This is a genomic window from Nonomuraea sp. NPDC001684 (assembly GCF_053596515.1).
Genome location: NZ_JBSFGJ010000197.1, coordinates 1 through 16,715, shown reverse-complemented (window position 1 = coordinate 16,715; position 16,715 = coordinate 1). Strand labels below are relative to the sequence as shown.

At 73.5% G+C, this 16,715-nt stretch carries 12 protein-coding genes and 1 pseudogene; 11 read left to right on the top strand and 2 right to left on the bottom strand.

From position 1 onward, the window contains the following. The 6 genes and pseudogenes from ACWCSD_RS29120 to ACWCSD_RS29095 form a co-directional block, all read left to right on the top strand. A pseudogene (locus tag ACWCSD_RS29120) lies at positions 1-292 on the top strand (hypothetical protein); the annotation flags it as partial. A 124-nt stretch (positions 293-416) separates the two neighbouring features. Then, a complete protein-coding gene (locus ACWCSD_RS29115) occupies positions 417-548 on the top strand; it encodes a hypothetical protein (RefSeq protein ID WP_260477562.1) in 132 nt (43 codons plus the stop codon). Positions 549-630: 82 nt separating this feature from the next. After that, positions 631-1,854: a glycosyltransferase family 4 protein gene (locus ACWCSD_RS29110; RefSeq protein WP_449919527.1), complete on the top strand. Its 1,224-nt coding sequence runs from the start codon at positions 631-633 to the stop codon at positions 1,852-1,854. Further along, positions 1,851-5,990 (top strand): alpha-(1->3)-arabinofuranosyltransferase domain-containing protein, encoded by a 4,140-nt coding sequence (locus ACWCSD_RS29105; RefSeq protein WP_449919525.1) that lies wholly within the window; start codon positions 1,851-1,853, stop codon positions 5,988-5,990. The genes ACWCSD_RS29110 and ACWCSD_RS29105 overlap by 4 nt, the downstream gene beginning before the upstream one ends. Then, complete coding sequence (locus tag ACWCSD_RS29100; RefSeq protein WP_449919522.1) at positions 5,987-7,825, top strand: hypothetical protein; 1,839 nt, start codon at positions 5,987-5,989, stop codon at positions 7,823-7,825. The genes ACWCSD_RS29105 and ACWCSD_RS29100 overlap by 4 nt, the downstream gene beginning before the upstream one ends. Beyond that, entirely contained in the window at positions 7,822-8,799 is a 978-nt protein-coding gene (locus ACWCSD_RS29095; RefSeq protein ID WP_449919519.1) for a DUF3068 domain-containing protein, read from the top strand. Before ACWCSD_RS29100 ends, ACWCSD_RS29095 begins: the two co-directional genes overlap by 4 nt. Here the strand turns inward: ACWCSD_RS29095 and ACWCSD_RS29090 are convergent. Beyond that, positions 8,740-9,513: a class I SAM-dependent methyltransferase gene (locus ACWCSD_RS29090; protein WP_397164932.1), complete on the bottom strand. Its 774-nt coding sequence runs from the start codon at positions 9,511-9,513 to the stop codon at positions 8,740-8,742. The two genes, ACWCSD_RS29095 and ACWCSD_RS29090, sit on opposite strands and share 60 nt — an antisense overlap. Here ACWCSD_RS29090 and ACWCSD_RS29085 point away from each other — a divergent pair. Further along, a complete protein-coding gene (locus tag ACWCSD_RS29085) occupies positions 9,512-11,335 on the top strand; it encodes an ArnT family glycosyltransferase (protein ID WP_397164931.1) in 1,824 nt (607 codons plus the stop codon). The genes ACWCSD_RS29090 and ACWCSD_RS29085 overlap by 2 nt on opposite strands. Here the strand turns inward: ACWCSD_RS29085 and ACWCSD_RS29080 are convergent. Next, entirely contained in the window at positions 11,278-12,525 is a 1,248-nt protein-coding gene (locus tag ACWCSD_RS29080; RefSeq protein ID WP_449919516.1) for an acyltransferase family protein, read from the bottom strand. The two genes, ACWCSD_RS29085 and ACWCSD_RS29080, sit on opposite strands and share 58 nt — an antisense overlap. A gap of 120 nt (positions 12,526-12,645) precedes the next feature. On the opposite strand from ACWCSD_RS29080, the gene ACWCSD_RS29075 reads away from it, so the two are divergent. The 4 genes from ACWCSD_RS29075 to ACWCSD_RS29060 are packed head-to-tail and all read left to right on the top strand — an operon-like array spanning position 12,646 to position 16,559. Further along, positions 12,646-13,566 (top strand): DUF3068 domain-containing protein, encoded by a 921-nt coding sequence (locus ACWCSD_RS29075; RefSeq protein WP_358282858.1) that lies wholly within the window; start codon positions 12,646-12,648, stop codon positions 13,564-13,566. Next, entirely contained in the window at positions 13,563-14,450 is an 888-nt protein-coding gene (locus tag ACWCSD_RS29070) for a decaprenyl-phosphate phosphoribosyltransferase (protein WP_397164927.1), read from the top strand. The genes ACWCSD_RS29075 and ACWCSD_RS29070 overlap by 4 nt, the downstream gene beginning before the upstream one ends. Then, on the top strand, positions 14,447-15,766 hold the full coding sequence (locus ACWCSD_RS29065; RefSeq protein ID WP_449919513.1) for an FAD-binding protein: 1,320 nt from the start codon (positions 14,447-14,449) through the stop codon (positions 15,764-15,766). The genes ACWCSD_RS29070 and ACWCSD_RS29065 overlap by 4 nt, the downstream gene beginning before the upstream one ends. 52 nt (positions 15,767-15,818) lie before the next feature. Next, complete coding sequence (locus ACWCSD_RS29060) at positions 15,819-16,559, top strand: SDR family NAD(P)-dependent oxidoreductase (protein ID WP_449919510.1); 741 nt, start codon at positions 15,819-15,821, stop codon at positions 16,557-16,559. Positions 16,560-16,715 lie beyond the last annotated feature (156 nt).

Below are 16,715 nucleotides of genomic sequence, written 5' to 3'. Positions count from 1 at the left end.
TCACGGACAGCAGTGCCAGCCGCTCCTCGGTGTGCCGCCGGGCTTCGCGATGCCGCGCCGGGTGCTCTGGGACGACACGTTGCTCGTCGGCCTGCCCGGCGGCGGCCGGCTGCGGGTGCGCGGCGAGGACCCGCTGAACCGCCTGACCGGTGACCTGCTGGTCGCCGGCGCCTACGGCGACCTGCCCGCCAGGTATCTCCTCATGGCCGCGGGCGAGAACGGGTTCCCGTCCGCGCCGCCCGGCTGGAGAACGGTTTTCGACGGCGAAGAGCTGCGCTTGCTGCGGCGTTGACCGGCTGTTTCATGATGTACCGGAGGGTAACTTGCTTTATCACGGTTTGACCAATGTTATGGATTCAAGACGAAACACGTTCTAGTCTCGGCACACCGCGTCACCGGAAGGAAGGGAGAGCTTCGTGTTGCGACTTCTCGTGGCCCTGGCGATAGGAGCCCTGCTGGCGGTCGGAGCCTCCGTCGCGGTGGTCAACGTGGCCTCACCGTCGCTCACCCCGCCCAACCAGCCGCTCTACAACTACGGCACCAGGTGATCCATCCCGCTTGACGCGGGGCCATACACAGCGAGCACGGAGTGTGGCTCCGCCATGCCCGCATGCCCGCCGACGAGGAGTGATGGTGGTCTTTACCGGTGAGCGCAAGGCGGACACGGCACGGCTGATCGAGCCGCGGACCAACGACGCGACGGCGGGAGAGCGGCCACTCGCGGGCGTCCGCGTGGCGATGCTCAACTTCCGCGAACCCTGCCAGTCCACGGCCGGCGGCGCCGAGGAGTACGCCTGGCAGGTCAGCCGGTTCCTGCTGACCCAGGGGGCCTCGGTCGTGTTCCTCACCGGCCGCCAGCGCGGGCAGCGCCGCGCCGAGGTGCTCGACGGCGTCGACCTGCGCAGGATGGGCAACCCCTACCTCGTCTACCTGCTGGTCCCGCTCTGGCTGCTGATCCACCGGCGGCGCGTGGACGTCGTCATCGACACCATGAACGGCATCCCCTTCTTCTCCCCGCTCGTCGTCCGCCGCCGCACGCCCGTGATCAGCCTCGTGCACCACGTCCACGACCGGCAGTTCCACGCCTTCCTGCCCGCCTGGCTGGCCCGGATCGGGTGCTTCGTGGAGGGCGAGGTGGCCCGGCTGGTCTACCGGCGCTGCCTGACGGTCACCGTCTCGGAGTCGTCGAGGCGCGACCTGGCCACGAAGTTGCGCTGGCTCGCGCCGGTCACCGTCGTGCCGAACGGCTGCGCCGAGCCCGCGCGCAGCGAGCCGCCGGCCGCCGTGGGCGAGCCCGCCCTCGTGTACGCCGGCCGCCTGATCGGCCACAAGCGCATCGAGCGCGTCGTGGACCTGGCCGCCGAGCTCGGCGACGCCTGGCCGGGCCTGCGGGTGCACGTCGTGGGCCGCGGCCCCGAGCGCGACGCCCTGGCCGCCCGGATCTCCGGCCGGGGCCTGGACGGCCGGGTCGAGCTGCACGGTTTCCTGCCCGAGCCGCGCAAGAACGCCCTGCTGGCCGCCGCCCGGCTCAACGTGACGGCCTCGGAGTTCGAGGGCTGGGGGCTGACCGTGATCGAGGCCGCCGCGCTCGGCGTGCCGACCGTGGCCTACGACGTGGCCGGGCTGCGCGACTCCGTGCGGGACGGCGTCACCGGCTGGCTCGTACGGGACGGCGAGAGCCTGGCCGAGGTGACCGGCCGCGCGCTGGAGGAGCTGGCCGACCCGCGGCGGCGGGCGGAGGTGGCCGCGGCCTGCCGTGCCTGGGCCGGGGAATTTACGTGGGCCCGAACTGGGGCTAACATGACCGGACTTATCCTGGCGAAACTCCAAGATTGCGGCGGAGCCCCTCAGTGACCCAAGCCTCGCCTGGACCCCCGGGGGAACGCGGGGACTCCACCGTCGAGAGCTACGAGGCCCGGATCAGGCACAGGCTGCGGCTGCTCGCCTCCTGTCTGCTGCTCGGCGCCATCGCGTTCAACACCTCGACCGAGAAGATCATCCCCGAGACGAAGCTCGACATGGCGGTCAACCCGCTGGGCTTCCTCGGCCGGGCGCTGCACCTGTGGGACGGCGCCTACTTCGGCCACCTGCAGAACCAGGCGTACGGCTACCTGTTCCCGATGGGCCCGTTCTACGCGATCTTCCTCAAGCTGGGCATGGAGTCGTGGGCCGTCCAGCGGCTGTGGATGTCGCTCGTGCTGTGCGTCGCCTTCCTCGGCGTGGTCCAGCTCGCCCGCGCGTTCGGCGTCGGCGGCCCGCACACCCGCGTCCTGGCCGGCTTCGTGTACGCGCTCGCGCCGCACGCCCAGGCGCTGATCGGCATCAACTCCTCGGAGTTCCTGCCCAGCGCCGTGCTGCCGTGGATCCTGCTGCCGCTGGTCAAGGGGGCCAAGGGCGAGCTGACGCCACGCCGGGCGGCCGCGCTGTCGGCGTTCGCCTTTCTGTTCTGCGGCGGGGTCAACGCGGTGGCCGAGGCGGCCGTGCTCGTGGTGCCGATGGTGTACCTGCTGACCAGGCGCGGCGGGCCGGTCAAACGCCGCCTGATCGCCTGGTGGCTGCCGCTGGTCGCGCTCGCCTCGCTGTGGTGGGCCGTCCCGCTGCTCACGCTCGGCGGCTACATCTTCTCGTTCCTGCCCTACATCGAGACCGCCACCGCGACGACCGGCGTGACGTCGCTGGTCAACGCGCTGCGCGGCACGTCGAGCTGGCTCAGCTTTCTCACCGTGGACGGCCAGACCTGGCTGCCCGACGCCCACCAGCAGTCCACCGTCCCGTGGCTGATCGTGGTCACCGCCGCCGTGGCCGCGCTCGGCCTGGCCGGGCTCACCCTGCGCCGGCTGCCCGAGCGGCCGTTCCTGCTGATCAGCCTGCTGTGCGGGATCGCCGTCATCACGACCGGCCATCCCGGCACGCCGCACGAGCAGGTGATGGTCGGGCTGCTCGACGGCCCGCTCGCCGCGTTCCGCAACCTGCACAAGTTCGACGCGCTGATCAGGCTGCCCGTCGCGCTCGGCCTCGCCGGGCTGCTCTCACTGGCCCGCCCGCGCCTGCGCATGCCCCTGACCGTGCTGGCCGCCGGGCTCGTGACCCTGTCGGGCCTGCCCGTCCTGTACGCCGGTCTCGCCCCCGCCGGCGGCTTCACCGCCATCCCCGACTACTGGCGGCAGGCCATCACCTGGCTCAACCGCAACGCCGGCGACGGCATGGTGCTGGCCGTGCCGGGCGCCAAGCGCGGCGAGTACCTGTGGGGCCGCCCCCTGGACGAGCCGCTGCAGGCCCTCTCGCAGGCCCGCTGGGCGACCCACACGATCGTGCCGTGGGGCTCGGCCGGCATCTCGCGGCTCATGGCCGCCGTGGACGACCGCCTGGCCACCGGCAAGGGCTCGCCGGGGCTGGCCGCCACGCTGCGCCGGATGGGGGTGTCGTACCTGGTCGTCCGGAACGACCTGGACCGGGCGACGATCGGCACGGCCTGGCCGGCCCGGGTGCACCAGGCGCTGGAGGACTCGCCCGGCGTCTCGCTCGTGGCCCAAATGGGGCCGGGCGTCGGCATCGCCCAGTACGGCCGGGCCGCCGCCTGGCTGGACCAGCCGTACCCGGCCGTCGAGATCTACCGCGTGGCCGGCGCCGCGCCGCTGGTCGGCACCGTGGACGCCACCCGCCCGCTGCGCGTCGGCGGCGCGCCGGAGTCCGTGCTCTCCCTGGCCGAGCAGGGCCTCCTGGACGACGACCGGCCCGTCCTGCTCAACGACGACGCGGGCGTGGTCAAGGTGCCCGCGCACGACACGATCCTGACCGACACGCTGCGCCGCAGGGAGGTCGCCTTCGCCGACCTGCGCCGCAACGCCAGCGCCACGCTCACCGCCGACGAACCCCTGCGCGGCAGCTCGCCCTCCAGCGACCTGCTCGACCCCGGCTGGGCGCGGTACGTCTCCACGGCGGGCCTCACCGGCGTCGCGGGCGTCACCGCCTCCAGCTCCGAGGCCGACGTCGGCGCCGCGGCGAACAGCCGCGAGCCGGGCCACCAGCCCTTCGCCGCGCTGGACGGCGACCGGCGCACGAGCTGGCGCTCCACCGGCTGGAACGGCGCCGTCGGCGAGTGGCTGGAGGTGACCTTCGCCGAGCCGCTGACGATCCCCACGATCCAGGTGGCGTTCGAGAACTCGCCGATCGGCCCGCCGCCCAGCGAGGTCGTCGTGGAGACCGGCGCCGGCTCGCTGCGCCAGAAGGTGCGCGCGACCGCCGACCCGCAGGAGCTGGCCGTGCCGAAGGGGCCGGTCGAGCGGCTGCGGGTGAAGGTCGTCGCCACCGCGTACGAGCCGGCGAACCGCCTCGGCGGCCGGGTCGGCATCACCGAGCTCGCCATCCCCGGCGTCCGGCCCGGACGCTCGATCGTCGTGCCCGACCCGCGCGAGGACACCGGCGAGCCGGCCACGATCGCGGTCGCCAGGACCGGCGACGTGCCCGGCTGCGTCCGGGGCTCGGCCGCCTGGAGCTGCGCCAAGGGCCACGAGGTGCTGGGCGACGACGGCAACGGCTTCGACCGCTCCTTCGTCACCGGCAAGGACGGCGCGTACGGCATCTCGGGCCGCGCCACGGTCACCGACCGCGCGACGATCGAACGCCTCAGCACGCTGCCCGGCGACTCCCTGACCGTGCGCGCCTCCTCCACCGCGGTGGACAGCGGCGCGGCGGGCGGCCGCTGGGCCTTCGACGGCGACCCGAAGACGGCCTGGTTCGCCGACCCGCTCGACCCCAGGCCCACGCTGAACGTCGAGCTGGCCCGCGAGACGAAGCTGTCGCGGATCCGCGTCATCACGCCCGACTCCTACCTCGGCGCCCCTCCCGTCCGGGTGACGATCCGCGCGGAGGGCGGCGTCCGGCAGAGCTGGGTCGGCACGGACGGGCTCGTCCGCTTCCCCGAGATGAGGGCCAGGAAGGTCGCGCTGGAGTTCGGCGCGTCCGGCGGCCGGCCGATCGAGATCAGCGACGTGGCCTTCCCCGGCGTGCGGCCGCTCGGCGCGCTGACCGGCTTCAAGCTCACGCTGCCGTGCGGCTTCGGGCCCACGCTCACGATCGACGGCAACGAGGTGCACACCGCCGTCACCGGCGGCACCCTGCACGACGTGGTCACCGGCCGGCCGGGGACCTTCGAGACCTGCGAGCGGCTTCAGCTCGTGGCCGGTCCGACCCGGCTGTCGGTGCGGCCGGGGGAGTCGTACCGGGTCGAGTCGGCGGTCGTGCGGCACGAGCCGGGCAGCCCCGCGGCCGGGCCCACCGTCATGCGGCGCACGCCGGTCACCACGTGGGCGGCCGGCGAGCGGGTCGTCCAGGTGAACGTCCAGGACGACGCCTACCTGGTGGTCAACGAGAACTTCAACGCCGGCTGGAAGGCCACGCTGGGGGCCGCGGCGCTCAAGCCCGTCCGGCTCGACGGCTGGCGGCAGGCCTGGTTCCTGCCCGCCTTCACGGCCGGGACGGTGACGCTCACCTACGAGCCGGACGAGCCGTACCGGGCGGGGCTCGCCGCGGGCGGGGCGCTGGCGCTGCTCGTCGCCGGGCTGGCCCTGGTGGGCAGGGGCCGGCCGGGACGCCATCTGGCGCCCGTCCTGGCCGCCCGGCCACGGATCCGGCACGTCGCGGTGTTCGCCGTGGCGCTCGGGTACTGGGTCGGCGGGCCGGCGGGGGCGGGCGTGGCCGGGGTGGCGTTCGTGCTGGGCGCCTGGTCGCGTCCGCTGCGGGAGGCCGAGCACCTGCGCGGGCGGCGGCGCTGGACCCTGCTGCTCGGGCCGCCCGGCGGGCTCGCGCTCTACCTGGCCGCCACGGTCGCGGTGGCGCTCGGCGCGGGCGGCCTGTGGGCGCAGCTGCTCTGCCTGCCGCTGCTCGGGCAGCTCCTCGTCGAGGTGGCGGCCAGACGCGCGCCGGCCCGGCAGACCACCGTACCGATCACCGTCGCCGCAGGCGGCCCGACCATGACGAGTGTTCCGTGACCGACACGATCAAGCCGCGTCCGGGGACCGTCATCACGGTTCCCGGCCCGGTGGCGCGTGCCGCCCGGTGGGCCCGCCGCCACGGCGTCCTGCTGGCCGGGCTCGTGCTCATCGCCGCCTCGGTGGCGGGCAAGGCGGCCGTCGTCCAGGAGGCGTACTTCAAGGAGGACGACTACGAGTTCGTGGCCAGGGCGATGGAGGGCGGCCTGTCCTTCGACTACCTGACGCGGATCCATTTCGGCCAGTTCATGCCGGGCGGCTTCCTGGTGGCCTGGCTGGTCTCCCGGCTGCACCCCTTCGACTGGGGGTGGGCGGCCGGCACGGTGCTGGCGCTGCACGCCCTGGCCGCCCTGGGCGTGCTGCGCATGCTGCGGGTGGTCTTCGGCAGGCGGCCGGCGACCCTCGTGCCGCTGCTGGTCTTCCTGCTCGCGCCGGTCACCGTGCCCGCGCTGGCCTGGTGGGCGGCCGGGCTCAACACCGTGTTCCTCCAGGTCGCCCTGCCCATGGCGGTCGCCTCGCACTGGCATCACCTGCGGACGGGCCGGCTGCGGCACGCCGTGGCCGCTGCGCTGTGGGTGCTGGTCGGGCTGCTGGGCTTCGTCAAGGGCTTCGCGCTGCCGCTGCTGCTGTTCGCCCTCACCGCGATCTACCACGGCGGCCTGCGCGCCGCGCTGCGCCGCCACCTGGCCGCCTGGGCCATGTACGGCACCGTGCTGGTGGCCTTCGGCGCGCTCTACGTCCAGCGGTCTTCGTCGGCGCCGAACAGCGGGGCGCTGCCGATCTTCGACCAGGCCCTGGGCTTCCTGTGGGAGCTGCTGGGCAAGACGTTCGCCACCACCGTGCTCGGCGGGCCGTGGCGGTGGTTCGCGGGCGGCGACTGGGGGGTGGCCTCGCCGCCGCTGCCGCTGGTCATCGCCTCCCTCGTCGTCCTGGCCGCGCTGGTGGCGATCACCAGCCGGTACCGCAGGCGGGCGGTCCTGGCCTGGGCCACGCTGCTGGGCTACCTGCTGGTCGCGGACGCGCTGCCGGTGTTGTGGGGACGCGTCCACCTGCTGGGCTCGTTCGTCGGCACCGACACCCGGTACGTCGCCGACGCCGTCCCGCTGCTCGCGCTGGTCGTGGGCCTGGTGCTGCTGCCGCTGCGCGGCGAGGAGGAGCCGTACCGCAGGGCGCTGCCGGCGCGGGAGCGGGTGACCGGGGCGGCCGGCGCGATGCTCGGGCTGTTCGCGGGCGCGTCGCTGGTCACGGTGACGCTCTTCGCCGGGTACCTGGGGGCCGAGCGGCGGCACGACTACATCGAGACCGCCCGCGCCGAGCTGGCCAGGGCGGCCCCCGACAGCGTGATCTACGACCGGCTGGTGCCGACGGAGGTGCTGCCGAACTCGTACGGGACCTACAGCCTGACCTCGCGGGTGCTGGGCGCGCTGGCCACGCCCGCGCTCAGGGCCAGGATGCAGGCGCCGCCCGCCGCGCTCGACGGCCTGGTCTTCGACGACCAGGGCCGCCTGCGGCCGGTGGACGTGCAGGGCATCCCGCTCGTGCCTGCGACCCGCGACCGGTGCTGGCCGGTGACCGGCGGGACCGTCCAGGTGCCGCTGGACAACCGCGTCACCCGGGTCGAGGGCACCCTGGTCAGGCTGGGGTACGCGGCCCGCTCCGACACGACGGTCACCCTGTGGATGGGCGACCGCGCCACCGACGTGAAGCTGCGCGCGGGCTTCGGCCGGGTCTTCGTGCTGGCCGTGCCCGGCGCGGACCGGATCGTCGTGCACGACGTGCCGCCCGGCCTGTGCCTGGGCGACGTGACGCCGGGACAGGCGGTGCCCCGGCCGTGACCGCCCCGAGCCGAAGGAGCCTCGCGCTGGTGCTGGCCGCCGTGGGGGCCTTCCTGCTGACGCTCATCCCGCTGAGCCGCCTGTACGTCTACGACCGGGTGCTCAAGGCCCCCCTGGAACAGCAGAGCATGACCAGGGCGACCGCCGAGTCGGCCACGTACGTGGACCCGGCGACCATGCGGCAGACGACCGGCGACCTGGTCCAGACCCGGTGGCTGATCGGCGACGTGCTGGCCGGCGACGACGACCGCGCGGTGTGGGGCGAGTCGGTCTCCCTGGCCACCCGCGACGGCCACCGCCTGGACTACCACGAGCGCCGCCTGGCCTTCGGCCGGCGTACCGGCGAGATCGTGAACTGCTGCGGCGAGTACCTGGACGAGGACGTCTCCGTCCGGCAGACCGGGCAGGCCTTCCGCTGGCCGTTCAACGCCGAGCGCCGCGACTACCCGCTGTTCGACCTGCGCCTGCGCCGCCCGGTCACGGCCGTCTTCGACGGGGTCGAGCGGGTGCGCGGCGTCGAGACCTACCGCTACGTCCAGCGCACGCCGCGCCGGCTGGTGCCCGGCGAGACGCCGCCGCTGCCGCGCCGCCTGCTCGGCCTGCCCGGCAAGGGCGACGTCGGCCTCGGCCGCTACGCCGAGATCCGGCGCACGTACTGGGTCGAACCGGTCAGCGGCCTGCCCGTCAGGACGCTGGAGGAGGTGACCGAGACGCTGGTCACCGCGGACGGCCGGGGCCGCCTGACCGCCCTGGACGCGGACTTCCGCACCGCCGAGCCGGACGTCGTCGCGGCCCTGGCGACGGCGGCCGCCTACAAGCGCTGGATCCTGCTGCTCGGCACGGTGGCGCCGGTCGGCGGCGGCCTGCTCGGCGCGGGCTGCGTGGCGGCCGCCCTGTGGTTGTCGCGGCGGCGCTCACCTGCGGCGCAGGACGAGGAGCAGGTTCCAGGTGACCAGCTCGCGGATGCCAGGTAGGTGGACGACGTGCCTGGCCCAGCGTGGATGGTAGCGAGGGATCGCGTCGAGGACCTCCACGTCGCGCCTCCTGCGCGCCCAGGCCAGCGGCTTGGCCACGCCGATGGCGTACATGCTCTCGCCGAAGACGTTCTTGGGCGGCTTGCCGTGGGTGCGGGCGTAGCGGCGGGCGGCGTAGTGGCCGCCGAGGTAGTGCCAGGGGGAGGTCTCGTGGCCGCCCCAGGGCGAGAACCAGATCGTGTACGACAGGTAGACCACGCCGCCCGGCCGGGTCACCCGGACCATCTCCTCGGCCATCCGCAGCGGGTCGGGCACGTGCTCCAGCACGTTGGAGGAGAAGCACACGTCCACCGAGCCGGTGGCGAGCGGCAGGTCGAGCGCGCTGCCGAGCACGGCGTCGCGGGGCGGCACGCCGTCGCGCAGGCGCATCTCACCGGCGTCGCAGTCGACGCACAGCGGGCGCGCGCCGACCGCGCGCAGGGCGTCGGCGAAGTAGCCGGGGCCGCCGCCGATGTCGGCCACGGTCGCGCCGGCCAGGTCGGTGTAGGTGGCGAGCTGGGCCACCGTGTCCCTGGCCAGGGTGCCGTAGAAGAAGTCGGGGTCGCTCTGCTCCAGGCGGAAGGCGCGCAGCAACCGGACGGATCTGCCGAGATCCGCTCGGAACGGTTCGGTGTCCACGGCGCGGAGCTTACTGCAGTGGAGGGATACGTCCATGGCTGAAGACGTCAAGCGAGCCGAGCCCTTCCAGATCACCATCCCGGCGGTGCGCACCGGGCCGGTCATCGGCGTGGGCCTGCTGATCGTGCTGATCTCGCTGGTGTTCCGGGCGAGCCTGCTCAGCAAGGCCTACTTCGTCGAGGACGACTTCCTCTTCGTGGCCGGGGCCGGCGACAGCGGGCCGACCTGGGAGTACCTGATGAGGGTGCACAAGGGGCACCTCATGCCGGGCGCGCTCGGCCTGGTGTGGCTGCTCACGTCGGTCGCGCCGTACAGCTGGGCGCTGGTGTCGTTCGTGACCGTCGCGATCCAGGGGGCGGCCTCGGTCATGTTCCTGGTGCTGCTGCGGCGGCTGTTCGGCGACCGGGCGGCGGTGCTCGCCGCGCTGACCGTCTACGCGTTCGCGCCGCTCACCGTGCCCGCCATGAGCTGGTGGTCGGCCGCGCTCAACGCGGTGCCGCTGCAGCTCGCGCTGATCGCGGCGCTGGCCGCGCACGTCAGGTACGTACGCGAGGGCAAGGGCCGCTGGCGGGCCCTGGCCTGGACCGCCGTCGGGATGGCCTTCTCCACCAAGGGGGTGTTCATCCCGTTCGTGGTGCTCGGCGTCAGCAGCGCCTACCTCGGGCGTGGCCTGTGGGCCCGTGCCCTGCTCGCCGAGCTGCGCAGGCCCGTCTGGTGGGCGCACGGCCTGCTGCTGGCCGGGTACGCGCTGCTCTACTGGCTGCGCCGCGACACCGCCGGGGCCGACGCGCTGACCGGCCCGAAGGCCGAGGTGGTCCCGGGGCTGCTGCGCAGGCTGCTGGGCGAGACCTTCCCGACGGGGGCGGTCGGCGGCCCGCTGCGCTGGGGCGGCGTCACCTCGACCGGCGGGCTGGCCGACCCGGCCCCGGTGACCGTGGCCGTGGCGTGGGCGGTGCTCGCCGCGCTGGTCGTGGTCACCTGCGTGTACCGCAGGCGGGCCTGGCGGGCGTGGGCGATCCTGGCGGTCTACGTGGTGGTCGCCGACGCGGTGCCCACCGTGATCGCGCGGGCCACCGCCTGGGACCTGGTCGGCGCCGAGACCCGGTACGTCGCCGACGCCGCCGTGCTCTTCGCGCTCTGCCTGGCGCTGGCCGTCATGCCGGTGGAGGACGAGCCCGACGTCCTACGCCGGCCGGTGCCGGCGAGCATGCCGGCCGTCGGCGGCGCGCTGACCGCCGTCTTCGTCGTCGTGTCGCTGATCTCGATCAACACCTTCGGCGACACGCTCACCGGCGACCGGGTCAGGACGTACCTGGAGAACGCGAGAGCCTCGCTGGCCGCGGCGGCGGGGGAGGCCGACATCTACTCCCGTCCCGTGCCGCCGGAGATCGTCCTGCCGTGGAACGGGGAGCGCCGGATGACCTCGTACGTGCTGGCGCCGCTGGCCGACGACGCGACCAGGGAGCGCATGCGCGACCCGCGGCCCTCGGCGGAGCCGTACGTGCTGGACGACACGGGCAAGCTCGTCCTGGTGGGGCGGGTGGTGCCGTTCTTCGACGCGGTCAAGGGGCGCAAGTGCTACCCGGCGGGCAAGGAGTTCCCCGTCGAGTCCTTCGGCGGGCCCGGCGTGGTGGTGGCCATGTCGTACGTCAGCCCGCGGCCCGTGCAGGTCGTGGTGGAGGTCGGCGAGGCCCAGCGGGCGGCCACGCTGCCCGCGACCGGCGCCATGGGCGCGCTGTTCTACGTGCCGCACGACGGGCCGGGCAAGGGCATGCGGATCACCGCGGCCGGGGCGCAGGGTCAGGCGTTCTGCCTCAGGGCGGTGGCCTTCGGCGAGCCGGGCCCGGCGGCGCGCTGAGGCACCAGGCGGATCAGCCGCCTGGCCGGCTCCTCGACGTAGCGGTGGGTGAGCCCGGCCATGGTGACCGTGATGGCGGTGACGGCGACCAGGTTGACCAGGAGGTTGCCGGTCCACGGCCGCTGGCCGGTGAAGTCGTACCAGAGGTAGAGGATGACGAACTGCCACAGGAAGACGCCGTAGGAGATCTGGCCCAGGTAGCTCATCACCCGGCCGCCGAGCAGCTCGTGCACCCGCGTGGGCCGTCCGGCCGCCAGCGCGGCCGGGGCGACCAGGCAGAAGGCGACGAGCGTGTAGAGGCCCTGCTCGGTGAACGCGGTCCAGATGCTGCCCAGGCCGACCGCGCGCGGCCCGGTGAGCGGCGTGGCGGCGATGTGGTCGGCCAGGCCCGCGATGACCCACAACGTGCCCCAGGAGGAGGCCAGCGCGGCGCACAGCCGCCGCGCGCGGCCGTCCTCGGCCCTGGCCCAGACGGTCAGCACGGCCAGCGCCATGCCGGGCACGAAGAACGTCCAGGAGCGCGGCAGCCACACGTTCATCCAGGGCCGGTAGTCGGGGAAGTACTCGAAGACCGTGTACACGTAGGACAGCGCGCCGAAGGCGGCCAGGCCGATGAGCAGCCGCCGTCCCCTGGTCCGCAGGTCGGGGTCGCCGCGCAGGGCGAACCTGCGCAGCACCGCCGCCATCAGCGGGAGCGTGAGGTAGAAGGTCAGCTCGACCGCGAGGCTCCACATCTGGCCGAGCCCCTTGGGGCCGAGGCCGTACCACCAGGGGGTGATGTCGTAGGTGTGCACGAGGAACAACATCTGCGCCCACGTCCAGGGGTCGGCCCGGTGCGCCTCGCCCCACAGCAGCAGCGCCACGGCGACCACCAGCCAGTACGCCGGCATGATCCGGAAGAAGCGTTTCCACAGGTAGCGGCGGGTGTCCGGAGCCCGGTCGCCGAGCAGCGCCTCAGCCGCCCACGGTCGGTACAGCAGCAGGCCGGAGAGCGTGAAGAAGATCGGCACGCCGATCTCGCCCCTGGACAGCACGCCGCCCAGGAACCCCGGGTCCAGCGCCGTCCCCGCCTCCATGGACACGTGGAACAGCAGGACGGCGAAGGCGGCCACGGCGCGCACGCCGTCGAGCGAGGTCTGGTGTCCTGAGACCACCGGCACCCCGCCCGAAGTAGAACCTGTTTCGGTCACGTTTCCGCATCCCTGGTGACGTCGGTCACTCGTCGCAATAACATACCGGCGAGTAGGTAGTTCGTTTCAGTACTTAACCACCCAAACAGGCGTCAGTGCACCTGCGCACATGGAGGGTCCATGAACCGGGTCGTCGTTGGCAGCGTCCTCATCGCCGTCGGGGCATTCCTCATCGTTCTGGCTCCCCTGGTGCGTCTCCAGGTCGCGCCCGCCTTCATGGCGGCCAAGGGCGACCAGTACAGCATCAGCAAGCTGCACGCGACGGGCGCCCAGTACTTCAGCATCCCGGACGGCAAGGTGCTGACCGCCGACCTCGACATCATCGTCACCACCCGCGGCGACGTGAAGGAGGCCAACGACGACCGCGTCGTCTGGGACGAGTTCACCGCCGTCAACGACGTCACCAACAGCAAGCCGGGCATCAACTTCAGCGAGCGGCGCAGCGCCTTCGACAAGCGCTCCGGCGTCGGCCTCAACTGCTGCGGCGCCAGCATCGACAAGGCCCCGGTGCAGCTCCAGGGCCAGATCTACAAGTTCCCGTTCGACGTGGAGAAGAAGACCTACCAGGTCTTCAACGCCAGCGCGGGCAAGGCGTTCGACGCCAGGTTCGTCGGCGAGGAGCAGGTCAACGGGCTGGCCACGTACAAGTTCGAGCAGACCGTCCCCGAGACCAGGACGCAGACGCTGAACGCGCCCGCCGCCTGGTTCGGCATGGGCACCTCGGGCGACGTGCAGCTGAACCGGTTCTACTCCGGCACCGTCACCTACTGGATCGAGCCCACCACCGGCGCGCCCGTCAAGCAGGAGCAGGTGCGCAACGAGGTGCTCAAGAGCCAGGACGGCATCGAGCGCTCCAAGGCGTTCGTGGCCACCGCCAAGATGACCGACGACACGGTCAAGGGCCTGGTCGACAGCGCCTCCGAGGGCAAGAGCCAGATCAACCTGATCAGGACCACGCTGCCGATCGTGCTCGGCGTGGTCGGGGTCGTCCTGCTCCTGGGCGGCCTGCTGCTCGCCCTGCGCGGCCGCCGGTCCGCATGAGCCAGGGCGTGGTCGCCCGGCCCTGGTCGCCCGCGCCCGCGCTGGCCCTGGTCAGGGCGGCCCGGCCGCGTCAGTGGCTGAAGAACCTGCTCGTCCTGGCCGCCCCCATGGCGGCCGGGGTGCTCGGGCAGCCGGGCCGCCTGCTCGCGGCGCTGCTCGTCCTGGCCGCCTTCTGCCTGGCCGCCAGCGGCTCCTACCTGCTGAACGACGCCTCCGACGTGGAGGCCGACCGGCTGCACCCGCGCAAGCGCCGCCGGGCCGTCGCCTCCGGCGCGGTGTCGGTGCGCACGGCCCGGGTGGCGGGCGTCGTCCTGCTGGTCCTCGCGCCCGCGGTCGCCGCGCTCACCGGCGGCTGGCAGTCGCCCGCGGTCGTCGCCGGGTACGTCGCCCTGACCCTGGCCTACACGGCCTGGCTCAAGCACCAGGAGGTCGTGGACCTCATCGCGGTCGCCGGATGCCACGTGATCAGGGCCTACGCCGGAGCCGTCGCCGTCGGGGTGCCGGTGACCGGCTGGTTCCTGGTGGTCGTCTCGCTGGCCGCGCTGCAGCTGGTGGCCGGCAAGCGCGAGGCCGAGCTGCGGTCGCGGGGCGTGTCGGGGACGCGGGCCACGCTGGCCGCCTACCCGGCCGCGTACCTGACGCACGTGCGGATCATGGCGTCCGGGGCGATGATCGTCACGTACTGCCTGTGGGCGCTGAACGCGCACGAGAACGTGTTCTACGGGCTCAGCATCGTCCCGTTCCTGCTCCTGGTGCTCCGGCACAACCTGCTGGTCGAGCGGGGCGGCGGCGAGGAGCCCGAGGAACTGGTGATCCGCGACCGGCCCACCCTCGTCTTCGCCGCCGCGCTGGTCGTCCTGGTGGGGCTCGGGATCTACGCGTGAGCACGTTCCTCACCGGCTGGGGCCGCACCTCGCCCACCCCCGCCGTGCTGCGCCGCCCGCGCTCCCTGGACGAGCTGCGCGACCTGGTCGTGGCCGCGCCGGGCCGCGGCGTCGTCGCCCGCGGGCTCGGCCGCTCGTACGGCGACGCCGCCCAGAACGCCGGCGGCCTCGTCCTCGACTGCACCGGCCTGGACGCCTGGAGCTTCGACGAGCGCACCGGCGTCGTGACCGCGGCGGGCGGGGTCAGCCTGCACGAGGTGATGACGGCGCTGGTGCCGCGCGGCTGGTTCGTGCCCGTGAGCCCCGGGACCAGGCACGTCACGGTCGGCGGGGCCGTCGCGGCCGACGTGCACGGCAAGAACCACCACCGCGACTCCTCCTTCGGCGCGCACCTGCGCTCGCTCACCCTGGTGACCGCCGACGGCGCCGCCAGGGTGCTGCGCCCCGGCGATCCGCTCTTCCGGGCGACCGTCGGCGGCATGGGCCTGACCGGGGTGGTGGCCGAGGCGACGTTCGGCTGCGTGCCCGTCGAGTCGTCCCTGATGCGGGTGGACGTACGGCGCACCGCCGACCTCGACGAGACGCTCGACGTCATGGCCCGCACCGACGACCGCTATCGCTACACGGTGGCCTGGATCGACCTGCTCGCCCGCGGCCGCCGGATAGGACGCAGCGTCCTGACCAGGGGCGACCACGCGCCGCGCGACGGGGACAAGGCGCCGCCGGTCTTCGCGCCGCGCGCCCGGCTGCACGCGCCGCCGTGGGCCCCGGACGGGCTGCTCAACGGGCTCAGCGTGCGCGCCTTCAACGAGCTCTGGTACCGCAAGGCGCCCGCGAGCGCGACCGTCACGCAGGGCATCGCGCCGTTCTTCCACCCGCTCGACTTCGTCGAGGGCTGGAACCGCATGTACGGCCCGCGCGGCTTCGTGCAGTACCAGTTCGTGGTGCCGTTCGGCGCGGAGGAGACGTTGCGCGGCATCGTCGGGTCGTTGTCGGCGCACGGGACGGTGTCGTTCCTGACCGTGCTCAAGCGGTTCGGTCCCGGTTCGGGCGGTTTCCTGTCCTTCCCCGTGCCCGGCTGGACCCTGGCCCTGGACATCCCGGCCGGTCAGCGCGGCCTGAGCGGGCTCCTGCGCGGCTTCGACGAGCGCGTCGCGCAGGCCGGAGGACGGGTGTACCTGGCCAAGGACGCCCGGCTGCGCGCCGACATGATGGCGGCGATGTACCCCGAACTGGAACGATGGCGGAGCATCAGGGACGAGGCCGACCCGGAGGGCCTGTTCCGCTCGGACCTGTCCAGGAGACTACGACTGTGACCACCACTTCTGACGCGACCCGGGCGGCCGCCGCTCCGGGGCGGGGGGCGTCGTGAGGAACGCGCTCGGGGCCGTGGACAGCGTGCTGCTGCTGGGCGGCCGGAGCGAGATCGGCCTGGAGATCGTCCGGCTGCTGGTCGGGCTGGGCGCGACCAGGGTCGTGCTGGCCGCCAGGGGCGAGCTCACGCCGCCGGCGGACCTCGCCGCCGAGGTGCACGTCCTGCCGTTCGACGCGCTGGACGTGGGGTCGCACGCCGCCGTCCTGGCCGGGGCCGTGAAGCTGGTGGGCGACCTCGACGTGGTGATCTCCGCGTTCGGCGTGCTCGGCAGCCAGGACGACTACGACGCCGACCCGGCCGCCGCCGCCGAGGCCGTCGCGGTCAACTACGGCGGCCACGTCTCCGTGGACCTGCACGCCGCCAGGGTCCTGCGCGAGCAGGGGCACGGCACCCTCGTGGTGCTCTCGTCGGTCGCCGGGGCGCGGGTGCGCAAGGCCAACTTCGTCTACGGCTCGGCCAAGGCCGGGCTCGACGGGTTCGCGCAGGGGCTCGGCGACGCGCTGCACGGGTCGGGCGCGCGCGTGCTGATCGTCCGGCCGGGCTTCGTGATCGGCCGGATGACGAAGGGCCTGCCCCCGGCTCCGCTGTCCTCGACGCCCCGCCAGGTGGCCCTGGCCACCGTGCGCGCGCTGCGCGAGGGCGCGTCGTCCGTGTGGGTGCCGCGGGCGCTCGGCCCGGCGTTCGGCCTGCTGCGCCTGCTGCCGCGGCCGCTCTGGCGGCGGCTGCCGCGCTAGGACGCGTTCCAAGCCGGAAGCCGACCGACGAAAGGTTCTAGAGTAGAACACGTTGCAGTTCGGCTGCGGCGCGGCTTATCGTCGGGCCATGCGGACACGGGTCACGGACATGTTCGGTATCGAGCTCCCGATCTTCGCCTTCAGCCACTGCAGGGA

Coding starts and splice junctions, on each gene's coding strand:
- ACWCSD_RS29110 (WP_449919527.1), top strand. CDS start 631: ATGGTGGTCTTTACCGGTGAGCGCAAGGCGGACACGGCACGGCTGATC.
- ACWCSD_RS29085 (WP_397164931.1), top strand. CDS start 9,512: ATGGCTGAAGACGTCAAGCGAGCCGAGCCCTTCCAGATCACCATCCCG.
- ACWCSD_RS29090 (WP_397164932.1), bottom strand. CDS start 9,513: ATGGACGTATCCCTCCACTGCAGTAAGCTCCGCGCCGTGGACACCGAA.
- ACWCSD_RS29075 (WP_358282858.1), top strand. CDS start 12,646: ATGAACCGGGTCGTCGTTGGCAGCGTCCTCATCGCCGTCGGGGCATTC.
- ACWCSD_RS29070 (WP_397164927.1), top strand. CDS start 13,563: ATGAGCCAGGGCGTGGTCGCCCGGCCCTGGTCGCCCGCGCCCGCGCTG.